This is a genomic window from Chondromyces crocatus, from assembly GCF_001189295.1.
GTDB lineage: Bacteria > Myxococcota_A > Polyangia > Polyangiales > Polyangiaceae > Chondromyces > Chondromyces crocatus.
This window is the reverse complement of sequence record NZ_CP012159.1, coordinates 9198451-9214803: the sequence shown is the minus strand read 5'-3', so window position 1 is coordinate 9214803 and position 16353 is coordinate 9198451. Positions and strand designations below refer to the sequence as shown.

Genomic DNA, 16353 nt, shown 5'->3' with positions numbered 1-16353 from the left:
CCGTACGGTGACCCGAGCGGGCTCTACGCGGCTTTCAGAAGCCCTGTCTTCACTGGTGTGGAACGCGCGGGGAGGTCTCGAAGAAGGCGTTCAGGCTTTCCTGCTGCGCCTTCTTGCGGGCCGCACAGAGCTTGATGGTCTCCACGGTGCCCGCCAGAACGCGAGGACCTCCCTCCAGCCCGGCGATGCGAGGCGTGAAGAGGGCCTCGACGCGCCCGGCGTACGCGCTGTCGCAGAGGCTCGCAGCCAGGTGGATCAGGCCGCGCTTGTGGCGATGCGAGAGCCGCTGGAGGATGGCGTCGAGCTTCTGCTCGAACCACGACCACGCAGCGTCACGGACTGCGGGCTGCTCGAGCTGGAGCGAGAGGATGGAGTAGATCTCGTGAGGCCGGACCCGGGCGTCGAACACGAGTTCGCGGACGCGCGTGGCGAGCTCGGGGGTGTCGATGCTGCCGAGTCCGAACAGAACGACACCTCGGGGCACGTCGTGTTCGGTGGAGGCGAGCGCTGCGAGGGCTTGCTCGAAGAGGGCCGCATCTCCTTGCTGGAGGGCAGCGGCGACGACGATGCCCGCCAGCTCCGGGGCGACGGTCTCGGGGTGGAGGGTGCCGCCGGCGATGTAGGCGCGGCCGCGCGCGGCGGCTTCCTTGCGCACCTGAGGGTCTCGGGCATCGAGGGCGAGGAAGCGCAGGACATCGGTGCGGAGGTAGCTGTTCTCCTCGGGCTCGGGTTGCGGGGTCGCCCCGGGTCCAGCGGCTCGGGGTCCCCAGCCGAGGCTGCGGTAGGCGGGGGCGTAGAGGGCGCGGGCGTATGCCTCGACGCGAGCGTGGGAGGGACCGCCAGCGAGCCACTGGAGAGCTGCCTGCAGGAGGGGGATGGGCGCGGTGGCGACCTCGTGACGCGCGTCCGTGGCGAGCGGAGCGAGGAGCGTGAGGGCTTCCTTGCCCGACGTGGTGCCCTGGGCAAAGGCGGCGTGGATGTTGGCGGCGAGGGACATCTTCTCGCGCACGGAGAGGTGCGCGAGGCCCGCCGTGATGAGGCGCTGGAGGTCAGCGCTCGGGAGCGTCCAGCGGAAGTAGCCGACGCCATCGGCGTTGGGCAGGACCCAGGCAGGGCACTGCTCGCTCGCGAGCTGGATCTCCCCTTCGCGTCCGTCGAGGAGGGTGCAGGTGGTCTCGGTGGCATCGGCTCCTTGCCCCCGGGGATAACGCGCGCAGATCGGGATCTGCCACTGCGCAGCGGGCGCGCCGGCGGAGCCCAGCGGGAGGTAGCGTGACTGTTCGAGCCGGAGCCGGGGCTTGCCCTCACACGTGAGCCTGGCCTTGACCAGGGGCACGCCGGGCTGATCGAGGAACGTGCGCATGGGCGTGGCGACGTCGCGTGAGGCCGCCTGACCGAGGGCGGCGAGGTAGTCGTCGGCCGACGCCGTGCCATACATCCGGCTCATGAAGAACGAGCGAACGGCGCGCTGGTACACCTCGGGGCCGAGCCACCGCTCGAACATGGAGATGACCCCGTAGCCCTTGTCGTACGTGATGCCGTCGAAGGCATTGCTGATGTCGTGATGGCTGTCGATCTCCTGTCGAATCTTGCGCGCCGCGAGCAGGCTGTCGGTATTCATCGCGCGGTGGACGTCGGACAGCATCTCGGACTCCAGATCGAGCGCCGGGTAGACCATGCGCACCGCGCGGGTGCCGAGCCAGTTCGCAGACGCCTCCTTGAGCCAGAGGTCGTTCCACCACGGCATGGTGACCAGATCGCCGAACCACATGTGGGCGAACTCGTGCGCGCCCACATCGAAGAAGGCGCGGCGCTGCCGGGCTGGAGATCGCACCGCGTCCATGAGCAGGAGGTATTCGCTGAAGGTGACCGCGCCGGCGTTCTCCATGGCGCCGTGCTTGCCGGGCACCGCGATGAGATCGAGCTTGTCGAAGGGGTAGGGGAGGCCCGTGTAGTCTTCGAGGGCCTGGATCAGCGACCCCGTGTTGGCGAGCGCGAAGGCGAGCTCGCTCCCTCGGCCCGCGACGGCCACGCCACGCAGCGGCAGCTCCCGATGGCGGATGATGCTGGGAGGGATGCTCGGCGCCTTCACCACGTCGAACGGTCCGACCGCGAAGGCGAGCAGGTAGGTGGGGAGCCGTTGCGTGGTCGCGAAGGTCACGCGATCGAGCTGGTCGTTCTCGCGGACGCGATTGACCTGCGCCCCGCTGGAGATGGCCGTGTGGTCACGAGGGACGATCAGGTTGACGTGGAAGGGCGTCTTGAAGGCCGGCTCGTCGAAGCTCGGGAAGGCCTGGCGCGCGGACGTTGCCTCGAACTGCGTGAAGGCGTAGGCGCGACCGCCGCGCCGCACCCGGTAGAGTCCGCTGTTCCCTTCGGGCAGTGGGCCTTCGTAGTCGAGGACGAGGATCGCCCACCCCTTCGGGATGGGCTGCTCGAAGCTCAGCTTGGCCACGCCCGTGGGATCGACCTGCTCGAAGCGAGCGGGGAACACGGGCTGGTTCTCGGGGGGGAGCACGCAGGCGCGGCAGGTGGACGCTCGCGCGAGGGCGCCATTCACATCGGGCTGGATCGTGGCGCTCTTCACCCGGAGGTCCCGGGCGTGCATCCACAGGGTGCTGCGGGGCGCGGACAGATCGATGATGATCCGGGCCGTGCCGGAGAAGTGATCCTTCTCGGGGTCGATCTGCAGGGTGAGCTGATAATCCAGGGGCTTCACGTCCCCGGGAAGAGGGCCGAGGGGGGGCTGGGTGCCGTCATCGACCACCGCGATCGAAGGGCTCCCTGCTGCGGGGGGCGCATGCGGCGCCGGGGCCTCGCGGGGCGTGCAAGCGGCGAACAGCGAGGCTGACAGAGGGACGGCGGCGGCGCAGAGGAGGCGACGGAGGGCGGTCACGACCCGAGTGATACACCGGGCAGCCGCGTGCGTCCCCGGCTCTCCGGGCGAGCGGCTCCATCGCCTCACGGCTCGGTCATGCCATTGCGGTCTCGGAGCCGCGGGCAGGCGCGGGCAGGCGTGCCCCAAGGCGCACGCCCGATGCAGGGTCCAGTGGTACAAAGGCGACATGGCGATCGCGCAGATCAAAGGCCAGCGCGTGGACGTGAAGCTCTGGACGCGCGTCCACGAGGTGGAGCGGTCTGCACTGGCACAGCTCCGGAACATCGCGGCCTTGCCGTGGGTGTTCCACCACGTCGCCGCGATGCCTGACGTGCACTACGGCAAGGGAGCGACCGTGGGATCGGTGGTCGCGATGAAAGGTGCGGTCTCGCCGGCAGCCGTCGGCGTCGACATCGGCTGCGGGATGGCGGCGATGCGCACGAACCTCACCGCGAGCGACCTCCCCGACACCTTGAAGGGCCTGCGCGACGATCTGGAAGAAGCGATCCCCGTCGGGTTCTCCGCACATGGCGAGCCGCTCGCGGCGGCTGACGCCTGGCCCCTCTGGAAGGAGTTCGAGCGGCTCACCCCCAAGGTGCAGGGGCTCCTCCACAAGGCCCGCTGCCAGCTCGGCACCCTCGGCGGAGGCAACCACTTCCTCGAGCTGTGCCTCGATACCGAGCAACGGGTGTGGCTGATGCTGCACTCCGGCTCCCGCAACATCGGCAAGGAGCTCGCGGAGATCCACATGGCCAAGGCGAAGAAGCTGGCCCACAACCGCATCTTGCCGGACCGCGACCTGGCCGTGTTCCTGGCGGGGACACCCGAGATGAAGTCGTACCGGAAGGACCTTTTCTGGGCCCAGGAGTATGCGCGCGAGAACCGCGAACGGATGGGCGCGCTCGCCGAGGCCGTGCTCCGGAAGCACTTCCCGCAGCTCGTCGTGCACGAGCGGATCTCCTGTCACCACAACTACGTGGCCGAGGAGGTGCACTTCGGCGAGGAGGTGCTGGTGACGCGCAAGGGGGCCATCCGAGCGGGGCGCGGCGAGATGGGCATCATCCCGGGATCGATGGGGACGCGCTCGTACATCGTGCGTGGTCTCGGGAGCACGGAGTCGTTCCAGAGCGCATCGCACGGCGCTGGCCGACGGATGAGCCGCGGTGAGGCGAAGCGGCGCTTCACGCTGAAGGATCTCGCAGCGCAGACGCAGGGGATCGAGTGTCGGAAGGACGGCGGCGTCCTCGACGAGATCCCGGGCGCCTACAAGGACATCGACCAGGTGATGGCAGACCAGCACGATCTCGTGGAGGTTGCAGCCGAGCTGCGGCAGGTGCTTTGTGTGAAGGGCTGAACGGCAGGAAGGTGGAGACGTGGTGAAGGCGGACTGGATCGACCTCGGGCTGCTCGTCGACTTCCCCGAGAACGAAGCGGTGCTGCGGAAGGATGATGCCGGGCGAAGGTACACGTGCGTGCGCGTGGGGGATGAGGTCAACGCGCTCGATGACCGATGCCCTCATCAGGGCTATCCCCTCTCGCAGGGGTGCGTGCGCGACGGGGTGCTGACCTGCGCGTGGCACAACTGGAAGTTCGACCTCGCCACCGGCGGCAACCAGTTCGGCGGTGATCCTGTGCGCCGGTACCCGACGCGGGTCGAGGACGGTCGAGTCCACCTGAACCGCGCCATCGACCGCGGCGCGGAGACGCGACGCCTCCTGGCCTCGCTCCGGACCGCCCTGTCGCGGGACGAGATGTCGCGCGCGCTGCGCGAAGCCCTTCGCCTCTCGGAGCTGGGCCTCCCGATCGGCGAAGACAGCGGCCTCGGCAAGATGGGCATCGCCTTCGAGGTCGTGGCGCGGGACGGCGCCGAGCGCGCCGAGTACGGCTTCGATCATGGCCTCGCCATGCTCACCGACCTCTGCGCGTGGGTGGAGCGGGGGTGGGTACCCGTGGAAGAGGCCTTCATCGTCGCTGCGCACGCGATCGCCGAGCCGTCCCGCCACCTCCCGCAGCGCTCGAAGGTGCTGGCGAAGCATGGAGGCCGGGCGCTCGTTGCATTCCTCGGGAGCTACGAAGAGCGGCAGGAGCCAGCGAAGATCGTGGCCGCCCTGGAGACGGAACACCGGGAAGAAGCCGAAGCCCGCATCCGCGAGCTGGTGGAGGCCGAGGGGGCAGAGGGAGCGCGCGCGGCCGTCTTGCCCTTCGTCGCACGGAACCTGCTCGACTACGGGCACGGCGCGATCTTCCTGGCGAAGGCCTGCGAACTCGCGGCGCGCTTCCCCGCGGTGGCCGACGACCTCCTCGCCGCGGCGGTGGTGCAGCTCTCCTGGGCGACACTGGACACCACCTTGCCGCCCTGGGCCGCGACGCGCGCCGCGCTGGACAAGCTGAGCGCGGTGCTGGACGAGCGCCCGGAGAGCGCGGCCGGTGGTGTCGCCCTGCTGCTCGATCCCGCAGAGCGCACCACCTACGAGGCCCAGGTGCTCACCGGGGAGCGGCAGGCCATCGAGGCGACGCTCGCGCTGCTCGGGCGCGGCATCGATCCCGTGAGCCTCCTGCGGGCCGTCGCGCACGTCGCTGCCGTGCGCCTCAGCCGGTTCGACTCGGCCTGGGAGCGGCGCACCGACGCCGAGGTCGGTGTGCTCGACGTGACCCACGCCGTGACCTTCGCCCAAGCGGCGATCGCGCTCGTGGACGGGAAGCCTGGAACCACGCAGTTCGCGGCCCAGTTCGCCGTGCTTGCGGCCGCTTTCGTCGGCAAGTTGCGGCGCGCGGACGAGCCCGCCTCGGACATCGCGGAGACGCAAGGCGCCGCTGCGCACGAAGATCTGGTGGAACCTGGCTCGCTCCTTCAAGCCGCCCAGGCGCGGGACGTGAAGCGCGCGCTGCGCATCGCTGCCGGGCTCGACGCCACAGGGCGCGCTCGCGCCTACGCCGAGCTGGCGCCGTTCGCCGCCTTCGATGCCGCGGTGCGACCCATCTTCGCTGCGCACGCCGTCAAGATGACCGAGGCCATGCATCGGCTGGAGGCGGAGGATCCCCACGCGGACGGCGCGTACCTGAAGGCGCTACTCACCTACATGGTGCCCCGTCGACCGGAGCTTCAGGTGCGCCGCATTGCCGAAGTCGCGCGTCGATTCCTGCAAGACGGCCGTCCTCCGGAAGAGCTGTACTGATCTCCCGCACGACCGGACGGCCGGACCTCACACGTCGCGTTCCGCGTGTCGATGGAAGGGCCGCTCGGGGTAGTCCCCGTGAGCGGACCCGTGATAGGCCAAAAGAAGGTCCATGGGGCTTCAGGTTGGCTACCAGGTCACCCCGCACGTAAGGCTTCTCCGGCTCCTCAAGGCGGGTGGGATGGGCTCGGTGTGGGCCGCTGAGCACCTCGCGCTGCAGACCCAGGTCGCGGTCAAGTTCATCGCGACCAACTCGGCGCACATCCCTGCCATGGTCACCCGCTTCAAGCGCGAGGCGACCTACACCGCCCAGATCAAGAGCCCGCACGTCGTGCAGGTCCACGACCATGGCGTCACCGAGGGGGGCCTCCCGTTCATCGTGATGGAACTCCTGGAGGGCGAGGCACTCGACGAGCGTCTCATGCGGGGAGGCCCGCTCCCGCCCTTCGAGGTCGCCCAGGTCCTGGGGCAGCTCTGCAAGGTGCTCGGTCGCGCGCACCAGCTCGGGATCATCCACCGCGACATCAAGCTGAGCAACGTGTTCCTTCTCGACGCCGACGGTGACGTGTTCACCAAGCTGCTCGACTTCGGCGTTGCCAAGCAGAAGGGCGACAAGGGCCCCCAGGTGACCGCGGGCGGCGATCTCGTGGGCACCGTCGTGTACATGAGCCCCGAGCAGCTCAACGACGCGCGCGAGGTCGACGCCCGCAGCGACCTGTGGTCCCTGGGCGTGGTCGCGTACCGCGCGCTCACGGGCGAGCTGCCCTTCCGCAAGGAGGGGGGCCTCGGCTCGCTGCTGATGGCGGTGAACGCGGGGTACTTCACCCCGGTGAGCGAGCTTCGACCCGAGCTTCCCTCGGTCCTGGACGACTGGTTCCTCCGTGCCCTGGCGCGGGACCCGGCCGAGCGCTTCAGCAACGCGCGCGAGATGAGTGAAGCGTTCGACGTCGCCGTCGGCTGGGAGTCCCCGGGCGCTCGCTCCTACCGCTCGGGCGCGATGCTGGCCCAGCGGATGGAGGCCGCGCGACATCAAGGGAGGCGCTTGATCGAGCCTACCCTGGTCGACCCCGTGGAACTGGAACTGGACGAGCTGGCGCCCGTCTCCAGTGGCCCGTCCGCTCGCGTCGAGGAAGAGCTGGCACCGACGGAGTGCGCCTCCGCGCAGAAGGCCCTCGAAGCGCGTGCGCCGGCTGCCTACGCCCCCAGCCCGTTCGCCCCGAGCCGGAGCGTGTCGGTGGACTACGAGTCCACCTCGTCCAGCGGTGGAGGCGTGCCCCTGTCGAAGGTGGAGTCCAGCTCGAACACCGCCGTGGTGCGGTTGCAGGCGCTCTCTGGCATCGACGGCAACGGGGGGAACAGCGGGCCGAGCCTGATGCGGGTCGCGCTCGCGGGCCTCGCCCTGGGAGCCATGGGCGTGATGGCGGTGGCACTTCTCCGGGCCAACCAGACGGGTTCACTGGAGCCGAGCGGCGCCTCGCCGGGCTTCTCCCTGGGCGTCGAGACCCACCTCGCACCGGACACGGAAGTGAAGCCGGAAGAGGTCGAGCCGAGCATCGCCCCGGCGACCACCGGGGCAGCGGTCGCGCCTCCAGAGGCTGCTGGACCGGGGAACGAGGCCACCGCGGATGCCCCTGGCACCGTCCCGCCAGGTGGAGGCGCATCGGCTCCGCGCGGCACCTCGGCGGAGACCTCGCAAGGTGCCGTGCGCGCACCGGGCGCGCCGACCCCATCGACGCAACCCTCTCCTCGACCCCCTGCCACCACGCCGCAGAAGTGGGCTCCCGCGGGGGCCCGGTCCACCACGAAACCCGCCCGTGGCAAGGCCGCCACCTTCTGAAGCGCAGCGCCTTCTCGGCACATGTACAGGGAGCATGAGGGCGGGCGCTTCTCGCCTGGCACCGACCAGAGGCGCCCGCTTTCTCAGTTTCCCCCACCCTCCATGCTGCCCCCCTTGGGCGTGGCTCCTGTCGGCGCGCGCTGCGCAGCTCGGGCCGCGTTCAGCTCGCGCTGCACGGTCGTGAGGTCGCGCTGCATGGTCGTCAGCTCGCCCTGCGACTTCTCGACGAGCTGCTCCAGCTCGCTTTGCTTCTGACGGAGCTGCTCGATCTCTGCCTGGGCACTGGCCAGCTCGGATTCGCGCTCGTCGAGCTGCTCCCGCAGTCCCTGCGCGACCTCGGCCTCCACGTCGATGGCCCCTTGAAGGGACCCGGCGACCGTCTCCGAGAGCTTCCGTCCCTCCAGTGCGGCCACGACTTTGTCGGCGTTCGTATACCGTTGCCAGGCGACCCTCATCTCCCGCTCTGCGCCCTCTGCGGTGGACGCCAGCCGATGCGCCTCCTCGCGGATCTTCTGCGCCTCCTCGCTCTTCTTTTCTGCTTTCCCGCGCTCCGGCGACCAGCGTGGTGTCTTCGTCAGCGTCTTCCGAGCTTCGTCCTCTGCCTGGTCGGCGTCGCTCTTCTTGCGCTGCGCTTCCTCGGACGAACGCTTCTGAAGGGCCTCTGCCTGCTCGTAGTCCTGTGCGGCCTGGTCCCGCTCGGCGCGTGCGCTATTGAGTCGTTCCTCGGAGCGCCGCTTGAGCACTGCGCTCGCATCCTCTGCCTCGGCGCGCAGCTGGGTCTCCACCTGGAGGGCCCTCTCACGCTCCGAGTAAAGGTAGATCACGAACAGCATCAGCAAGAACAGCAGCGCGCTGCTCACGGTCAGGATCGACACGATCCGTCGCTGCGACCGCATCAGCTGCTCTGCGCGCTCGCGGCGTGCCCGCTCCACCTCGGCCTGCTGGCGTTCCGCCTGAGCGCGCCCCTGATCCTCCAGCGACGCCTGCAAGAAATCGTGCTCGTCGGGGCTCACGTCCTCCCGCCCCTTCGCCCACGCGAGCGCGATCCCCAGGGAGTCCCCTCGCAGCACATGATCGCTCTTGCGACCCGAGTCCTTCCAGATCTGGAGCGGCTCCGTCAGGAACCGCCGCGCCAGCCGCTCGTCCACCCAGGCATGATCGAACACCGTGGCGAAGATCCGGTTGCGCACCCGCAGCACCGTCCGTGAAGCGCTCCGCGTCGGCTCCTCCGGCGGGACGGTCTCTCCATCGGTCGCCCGTTCCTTGCGCTCGGCCGCGAGCCCGGCGATGCGCAGCCCGAACTGCCGCGGGTTGTTGCCGTCGGCGTCGACGTCCTCCCCATCGAGCAACCGGCGATACAGGTGCAGCATCACCGGGATGCGCGCATCCGGGCGATCGCCAGCGAAACGCCGCTCCGCATCGAGCAGGATGGGATCGCTGATGCGCCCGCTCTCCAGGAAGAGCAGCTCGACGAGCCCATCCACCCGCTTTCCTGCATCGCGCCCCACTTCCCGCGAGCCACCCTCCGTGCGCGCCTGCTGGCAGAGGTGGTAGCAGAGGCGCTGGGTGAGCGCCGGGTGACCATTGGTCCAGCCGAGGACCGCGTCGAGGAGTGCCTCCGGATTTCCGCGGGCCTGCGCGAGGCCTGGCAAGAACGTCCGCGCCTCCTCGCGCGAGAAGTCGTCGAGGCGCACCTCGAACGAGTTGTTGAACGGCGTCCGCTCCGGATCCGCGACCAGATCGAGCGGCGCTGCGACCCCGATCAGGCAGAACGTCAGGCGCGACCACCGCGGATCGTCGGCGCGCGCCTCCCGCGCGGACCGGATCAGCCCGAAGAAATCATCCCTGGAGAAGGGCAGCGCGAGCGTCACATCGATCTCGTCGAGAAAGAGCACGATCGGAGGCCCCTCGCCCCCCTCCCCGAGCAAGATCTCGCCCAGATACTGCCGGAACCTGCGCACGGGTGACATCCGACGGTTCTTGCGCCAGAACCCGTCGAGGTCCGTCTGCGCGTCCAGCCCCAGATCCTCGTGAATCGCCGCGGCGATGCTGAAGTACCACTCGTCCGCGCTCGCCCCGCTGCCCACGCTCGTCAGGTCCACCGAGACACAGCGGATCCCCTTCGCCCGGAGGCGCTCCTGCGTGCGGATCCGCAGGCTCGATTTGCCGATCTGCCTCGGCGCCAGCACGTAGCACGGCTCCCGCCGGAGCAGCCGCTCCAGAAGCTCCGCGTCCGAGCGGCGGACCACGTAGAACCCCTGACCGTCAGCGTCGACGATGCCTCGCCCCTCGGTCTGGAACGACTGCGTCGAGGGCGCGATCTCGCTGTCGGGGAGGATGGATTCGCTCATGAGCACAGCCGGCGGAAGTACGCTTCATAAAGCGGATAGCGGACGCGGTGGACCCCTGCCTGACTCTGGAGCAGGCCCGCGCTGCGCAGCCGGTCCTCGACATCCGGGTGCAGCTTCGCCGTGCTCCCCTGGAGCACCCCGCAGAGCGCCGCGAGCAGCTCCGGATCGAGCTTCCGGCGGAGCTGATCGAGGAAGTCGCGGAAGATCCCACCCCCGTCGGCCGCCTCCTCGACGATGCGCCGCGCGCTCGTCCCGTGCAGCGCCGCCTCGTACAGGGCCAACCGCAAGAGGTACGGGTGCCCGCCCACGAGCCCCACCAGCGTCGCCCGCTCCGCGGCCGTCCAGCGCAGCCGGTAGTGCCGGGTCAGCTCCTCGATCTGCCCCTCGTCCAGATCGTCGATGCGGACGAGGGTGGCGGCATTGAAGAAGGGCGAGCGGTGGATCTCCTCCTTCATCAGCGTGGGCTCGGTGGACACGGCGATCGCGATGCGCAGCCGGTTCCACGGCGCGTTGCACTCCTGCGCCCACGCGCGCAGCAACCCCAGCACGCTCTCCCAGAACCCGAAGCGCGAGAGCTGATCGGCGGACTCGATCGCGAGCAGCAGCCGCTCGGTGACCGTGTGGAGCACGTGCGTCCTCAGCAGCCACGTGACCCGTCGCGCGGGTGTCCCTGGCCGCCCCCAGGCATCATCGAGCCACCCCTCGTCCCCCTCCACCCCCTCCACGATCCGTGACGCCAGCTCGTACAGGAAATCCTCGTAGGACACCTGCGCCTCGGGACCGAACGTCGACAGCTCGATCAGCACGCTGCGGCTCTGCTTCCCGGCCGCCTGATCGGCGCGCACCGCGTCCCCGAGCACGTGCCGGAGCAGCGCCGTCTTCCCCGACCGGGCTGGGCCGAGCACCACCACCGGGCTCCCCGCTTCGGCCAGACCCGAGCTCACGCGCCGCTCCACCGCCGGCTGCCGCACGTAGCAGAGCGGATCGTAGCCTGCCTTGGGCGGCAGCGGTTCGGGCGGCGGTCGCACGCTGGGGGTGACCGGCTCCGGCGCCATCGAGGGCCGGGGTGGTGCCAGCGCCACGACCAGGGCCCGCACCAGCGCCGGAAGCCCCTGGTGCGTCGCGTCCTGCCGGTAGAACACCGGCCGGATCCCGTAGCGCCCCTGCAGCCGCTGCCGCGCCGCGCCCGACTCCGTCTCCCCCTCGTGCGGCAGGATCGCGAAGTGCCGCGGGTCCCCGGGTCCCATCAGCGCCTTCACCTCGCGGAACACCGCCATCAGATCCAGATCGCTCAGCGAGAACCCGATCGACACCACCCGCTGTGCCGCCAGCAGCGTGAACAGCTTCGGCCACGTATCGCTCTGCCGCGTGTACCGCTGCGTGTAGTCGTGCTCCGTCAGCACGATCGCGTCCGGCGCGTCGAAGCGACCGTGCAGGTACACGTACCGCCGCCCGTACGTCGGATCCCCGATTCGCTGGATGATCTCGCGCAGGTTCGACGCCTCGCTCCAGGTCACGGCCACCGCCCGGGGCCGATGGAACGCCGCCGTGTGCGCCTGCTCCAGCACGGCGTCGTAGTTCGTCGTCAGGATGTGCCGGAAGGGCAGCCGCACCAGGTCCTCGTGGAACTCGTCGTGCGGTGCCTCCTCGGGGCCGAAGACCTGCCGGATCAGGGCGGTGAACAGATCGGGCCCCAGGAGCCGCCGGTACTCCTCCGCGCGCCAGAGCAGATCCGGCTCGCCCTTCAGCGCCTCCAGCTTGGCCTCGGCCATCGGATCGTTCTCGAGGACGGTGGTCGCCATCCGATCGAGCAACCCCCCCCAGAGCGGGTAACGCACCCGCGCGCTCGACCCCGCGCCCACCAGCGCCAGCGCGCCTCCCGTCGTGTGGCCGCCGTTGCCCGCGGGGCGGAGCGCTTCGAGCAGATCCTCGAACGCCTTGCGGTTGCCCGCACCTTCGACCAGCCACTCGTTCATCGCGCTTCCTCTCCGGGAACGGCGGGGCTCCTCCACACCTTGCAGTGCGCAGCGCCCGCGACGTCGGATCGTATCACCGACCAGGAAGAACCGGACGCCACGAGCCGGGAGGGCCGAGCCGCCGCCCTGGCAGAGAGCCGTGCTACAAAGGGTGTTCGCTGTCCGCTTCAGGCCGCGGCCGGCGCCGGATCACCATGTTGGGCACCCTTCAGCGTCAGTTCGAGCGACTCAAGGACAAGAACCTGCACACCTGGCTGGGCGGGTATGCGCGCCATCTCATGGAGAGCGCGCGGGCCCCCCGCGTGGACGGACCGCGGCATCTCCTGTTCGCCGTCTGCGACCACTGGGAGCCGGGGTGGGAGAACGCCAGCCGCGAGGTGGGCGACGCCCGCGTGAAAGCGTGGACCGACGGCTACCCCGCGCTGGCGAAGGCGTACGTCGACGCCGACGGCCGGCACCCCCGTCACTCGTTCTTCTTCCCGGGCGAGCAGTACGTCCCCGAGTGGATGGACGCCCTGGCCGATCTCGCGCGCGCCGGCCTCGGCGAGGTCGAGTTCCACCTCCACCACGACGGCGACACCACCGAGAAGCTCCGCGCCGATCTCAACCGCTACATCGAGGAGATCGGCCGTCACGGCCACTTCTCCCGCGACGTCACCGGCCGCGCCCGCTACGCCTTCATCCACGGCAACTGGTGCCTCGCCAACTCCCGCAAGGACGGCTCGGCCTGCGGCGTCGACGACGAGATCCCCCTCCTCTTCGAGACGGGCTGCTACGCCGACTTCACCTTCCCCTCGGCCCCCGACGAGTCCCAGCCGAACATCGTGAACCAGATCTACTGGCCCACCGGCGACCTCGCTCGCCGCCGCGCCTACGAGAGCGGCGTGCGCGCCAGGGTGGGCGAGGTGATGGACGACCGCATCCTCATGATCGAGGGCCCTCTCTGCCTCACCAAGCGCCCTGGCGAGATGGCCGTGCGCCTGGAGTACAGCGGCCTCCAGCCCTCCGATCCCCCCACCCCCGAGCGCGTGAAGAACTGGGTCGCGCAGAACATCCACGTCCAGGGGCGCCCCGAGTGGGTCTTCGTGAAAGTCTACGCGCACGGCGCCCCCGAGTACCAGGCCGGCCCCCTCCTCGGCGAGCACGGCCACATGCTCCACCGCGAGCTGACCAGCCGCTACAACGACGGCAAGGAGTGGGTGCTCCACTACGTGACGGCGCGCGAGATGTACAACATCGCGATCGCCGCCCTCGAAGGGAAGAGCGGCAATCCCTACGACTTCCGCGACCACCGCCTCACGCCGCCGCCCTGCGTCGCCTGAGCCGACAGCGGCCCCCGGCGCTCCTCGTCAGCGTCTGTGGTCTGCGACGAGCTTCTCGATCATCGCCACACCCGTCGCCACCCCCTCCTCGGCGCGGAGCTTCTCTCCGAGCTCCGCGGCGCGCCGCATCATGTCCCTGTCGCTGACGGCTGCGAGCGCTGTGGCGAGCCTCGATGCACGCAGCTTCGGCCGGGGGATGGGCTCGGGACCGACCCCCAGCTCGGCGATGCGGCGACCCCAGTAGAGCTGATCGCCGAGATGAGGGACGGTCACGGTCGGTCGACCTGCGCGCAAGCTGGCCGCGATCGTCCCGGCGCCGCCGTGCGTGACCACCGCCGCGACCCGTGGAAACAGCCAGCCGTGAGGGGCTGAATCGAGGCGGAAGACGGTCTCCGGGAGCGTGACCCCACCGAGGCCTGCCCAGCCCGACAGCAGGATCGCGCGCCGCCCGCTCTGGGCCAGCGCGTCGAGGATCATGTGGGTCAGCGCCTTGGGATCGCGCGCCGGCATGCTCCCGAAGCCGATGCAGATCGGGGGCTCTCCGGCCTCCAGGAAGCGGACGAGGGCCTCCGGGGGCTGGTACGCCTCGGGCTCGTCGAGAAACCAGAACCCCGCGAGCTGCCAGTTCTCGGGCCAGTCCGGCGCGCGGGGGACCAGGTGCGGACTGCACCCGAACACGGTCGGCGTGCGCCGGAGCGTCGCGATGGCTTCCTTCCGGCCTTGCTGGGGGAGGTCGAGCTTGTTGCGCAGCCGGTTGAAGACGGGGCCGGTCATGCTCCACAGCGTCGGCTCGACGACGAGCTTGCTGAAGAGCAGGTTGAGCACGCTGTCACCGCGCGGCGACACCGCCGCCATCGAGGCGGGCCCATGGCGCGTCGCCAGCGGGGAAGGCTGGAGCATCGCGCTGATGTGGACCGCGCCGGTCGCCGCCGCGATGGCGGTGGCGTGCATGGACGACGTGAAGCTGCTCAGGATGACCTCCGCGTCCTCCGAGGCGCGCACCATGTCGTCGGCCAGCGCGTCCCCGAAACGCTCGTGGAGCTGCGCCACCGTCTTGCTGGTAACGAAGGGGTTGGTGCCGCGCTCGGCCCAGGTGATCCCCAGCTCGGTCTGCATCATCACCTCCGTGTCGACGGTCGAGTCGGCCGTCTGGAGGCCGTGCGCCTGTATCCAGGGGTGGAAGTTCGTGCCAGCGAGGATGCGGACCGCGTGACCATGGGCAGCGAGTCCCTTGCCGAGAGCGACGGCAGGCTGCACGTCGCCACGGCTGCCGAGGGCGAGGAGCGTGATCTTCATCGGGTGGCGAGCAAGGTAGCGCAGAGCGCCGCCTCCCGTTCCTGACGTTCTTTCCGAGCGACCCGCGGATCGCTGCGTGCGCCTTCGCGACGTGAGGTGCGCGACGTCTGGACGCGGCACCCCCCTTCGGACACGTTGGCCTCATGCAGCGCCTGCCCTCCCGCCGCTCCTCGCTGTGGCCATCGCCCCTCTCGACCCTGACGCCCCTGCTCGCCCTCGTCGCCTTCGTGAGCGGATGCGCTTCGGGCAGCGGCTCGAGCGGAGCGGCCATGGGTCCGGACGGCAAGCCCCTGCCGAGCCTGGATCCGAACCTCGACTGGTACGGCGACAACCGACAGCACCTCGACGCCTTCCTCGCGGAACACGGGCGTGGCGGTGCTGCCCACGACCCGGCACACCCTCCCGTCGCGGTCTTCGACTGGGACAACACCGTCATCAAGAACGACGTCGGCGACGCGACCATGTTCTGGATGCTCCGCCACGACCGCATCCTCCAGCCCCCTGGCAAGAACTGGGCGCTCACCAGCGGCTTCCTGACCGAGGCCGCCACCACTGCCCTCGACACCGCCTGTGGCGCCCTCGCCGAGGCCGGAAAGCCCTTGCCGACCAGCACCTCGACCGCCTGCGCCGACGCCATCCTGAGCGTGTACACCGGCAGCAAGACCCCGGGCGGCGCCCCTGCCTTCTCGGAGTACAACCACCGCTGGATCGAGCCCGCCTACGCCTGGCTGACCCAGCTCCAGGCCGGCTACCGCCCTGCGGAGATCGCCGCGTTCGCCACGGCCGCCATCGACGAAGCCCTCGCCGCCGACCTCGACGCCACCCAGCAGGTCGGCTCCCGCGCCGACCTCACTGCCGCCTTGCGCATCTACGACCCCATCCGCGACCTGATCCACGTCCTCCAGCAGCGCGACATCGCCGTGTGGGTCGTCTCCGCCTCCCCCCAGCCCGTGGTCGAGGTCTTCGCCGAGCGCGTCGGCATCCCTGCCGAGCGGGTGATCGGCGTCCGCCTCGTCCCCGACGCCGAAGGGCGCCTCACCGCCAACCTGCAAGGCTGCGGCCCGATCCCCGACGGCAGCAACGACGGCCAGGGCTCCTTCACCGGCAACAGCCTCATCACCTACATCGAAGGCAAGCGCTGCTGGATCAACAAGGTCATCTACGGCGACACCGGCCCGACCGCCCTTGGCAAGAACGCCGACCCGAAGAAGCGCCCCGCCTTCGGCGCCGGCGACGCCGACACCGACATCACGTTCCTTCAGGACGCCACCGCCTCGAAGCTCGTCGTGAACCGCAACAAGCCCGAGATCATGTGCAACGCCTACCGCAACCTCGGCGGACGCTGGCTCGTGAACCCCATGTTCCTCGCCCCGAAGCCGCGCGACGAAGCCGGCTACCCCTGCTCCACGACCGCCTGCAAGGACCTCAAAGGCGCTCCCGTCGCTTGCCTGGACGAGGCCGGCCAGCCCATCCCCGACCAGACCGACGACGTTTTCTGAAGCGCGTGAGCTCCCCCC

General features: G+C 70.0%; 9 protein-coding genes. 5 read left to right on the top strand and 4 right to left on the bottom strand.

Annotated elements, in window-relative coordinates:
* Window positions 1-49: 49 nt before the first annotated feature.
* Window positions 50-2896 carry a M1 family metallopeptidase gene (locus CMC5_RS33255; protein ID WP_050434165.1) on the bottom strand — a complete coding sequence of 949 codons (2847 nt, stop codon included), beginning with the start codon at window positions 2894-2896 and terminating at the stop codon, window positions 50-52.
* 169 nt (window positions 2897-3065) lie between these two features.
* On the opposite strand from CMC5_RS33255, the gene CMC5_RS33250 reads away from it, so the two are divergent.
* The 3 genes from CMC5_RS33250 to CMC5_RS41755 all read left to right on the top strand — a co-directional run bounded on the left by CMC5_RS33250 (window position 3066) and on the right by CMC5_RS41755 (window position 7891).
* A complete protein-coding gene (locus CMC5_RS33250) occupies window positions 3066-4232 on the top strand; it encodes an RtcB family protein (RefSeq protein WP_050434164.1) in 1167 nt (388 codons plus the stop codon).
* A 19-nt stretch (window positions 4233-4251) separates the two neighbouring features.
* Window positions 4252-6054, top strand: a complete 1803-nt coding sequence (locus CMC5_RS33245; RefSeq protein WP_245677962.1) for a Rieske (2Fe-2S) protein — start codon at window positions 4252-4254, stop codon at window positions 6052-6054.
* 112 nt (window positions 6055-6166) lie between these two features.
* Window positions 6167-7891, top strand: coding sequence for a serine/threonine-protein kinase (locus tag CMC5_RS41755; RefSeq protein ID WP_063796394.1), 1725 nt, complete (start codon window positions 6167-6169; stop codon window positions 7889-7891).
* 83 nt (window positions 7892-7974) lie between these two features.
* Here the strand turns inward: CMC5_RS41755 and CMC5_RS33235 are convergent, their stop codons facing one another.
* Together CMC5_RS33235 and CMC5_RS33230 are read right to left on the bottom strand one after the other, a co-directional pair.
* Window positions 7975-10242 carry an AAA-like domain-containing protein gene (locus CMC5_RS33235; RefSeq protein WP_156339047.1) on the bottom strand — a complete coding sequence of 756 codons (2268 nt, stop codon included), beginning with the start codon at window positions 10240-10242 and terminating at the stop codon, window positions 7975-7977.
* Window positions 10239-12218, bottom strand: coding sequence for an AAA-like domain-containing protein (locus CMC5_RS33230; protein ID WP_050434162.1), 1980 nt, complete (start codon window positions 12216-12218; stop codon window positions 10239-10241). The genes CMC5_RS33235 and CMC5_RS33230 overlap by 4 nt, the downstream gene beginning before the upstream one ends.
* Before the next feature lie 194 nt (window positions 12219-12412).
* On the opposite strand from CMC5_RS33230, the gene CMC5_RS33225 reads away from it, so the two are divergent.
* Entirely contained in the window at window positions 12413-13540 is a 1128-nt protein-coding gene (locus CMC5_RS33225) for a hypothetical protein (RefSeq protein ID WP_050434161.1), read from the top strand.
* 27 nt (window positions 13541-13567) lie between these two features.
* Here the strand turns inward: CMC5_RS33225 and CMC5_RS33220 are convergent, their stop codons facing one another.
* Window positions 13568-14836 (bottom strand): glycosyltransferase, encoded by a 1269-nt coding sequence (locus CMC5_RS33220; protein ID WP_050434160.1) that lies wholly within the window; start codon window positions 14834-14836, stop codon window positions 13568-13570.
* 143 nt (window positions 14837-14979) lie between these two features.
* On the opposite strand from CMC5_RS33220, the gene CMC5_RS48745 reads away from it, so the two are divergent.
* Complete coding sequence (locus tag CMC5_RS48745; RefSeq protein ID WP_179955493.1) at window positions 14980-16335, top strand: haloacid dehalogenase-like hydrolase; 1356 nt, start codon at window positions 14980-14982, stop codon at window positions 16333-16335.
* The last annotated feature ends 18 nt before the right edge of the window (window positions 16336-16353 follow it).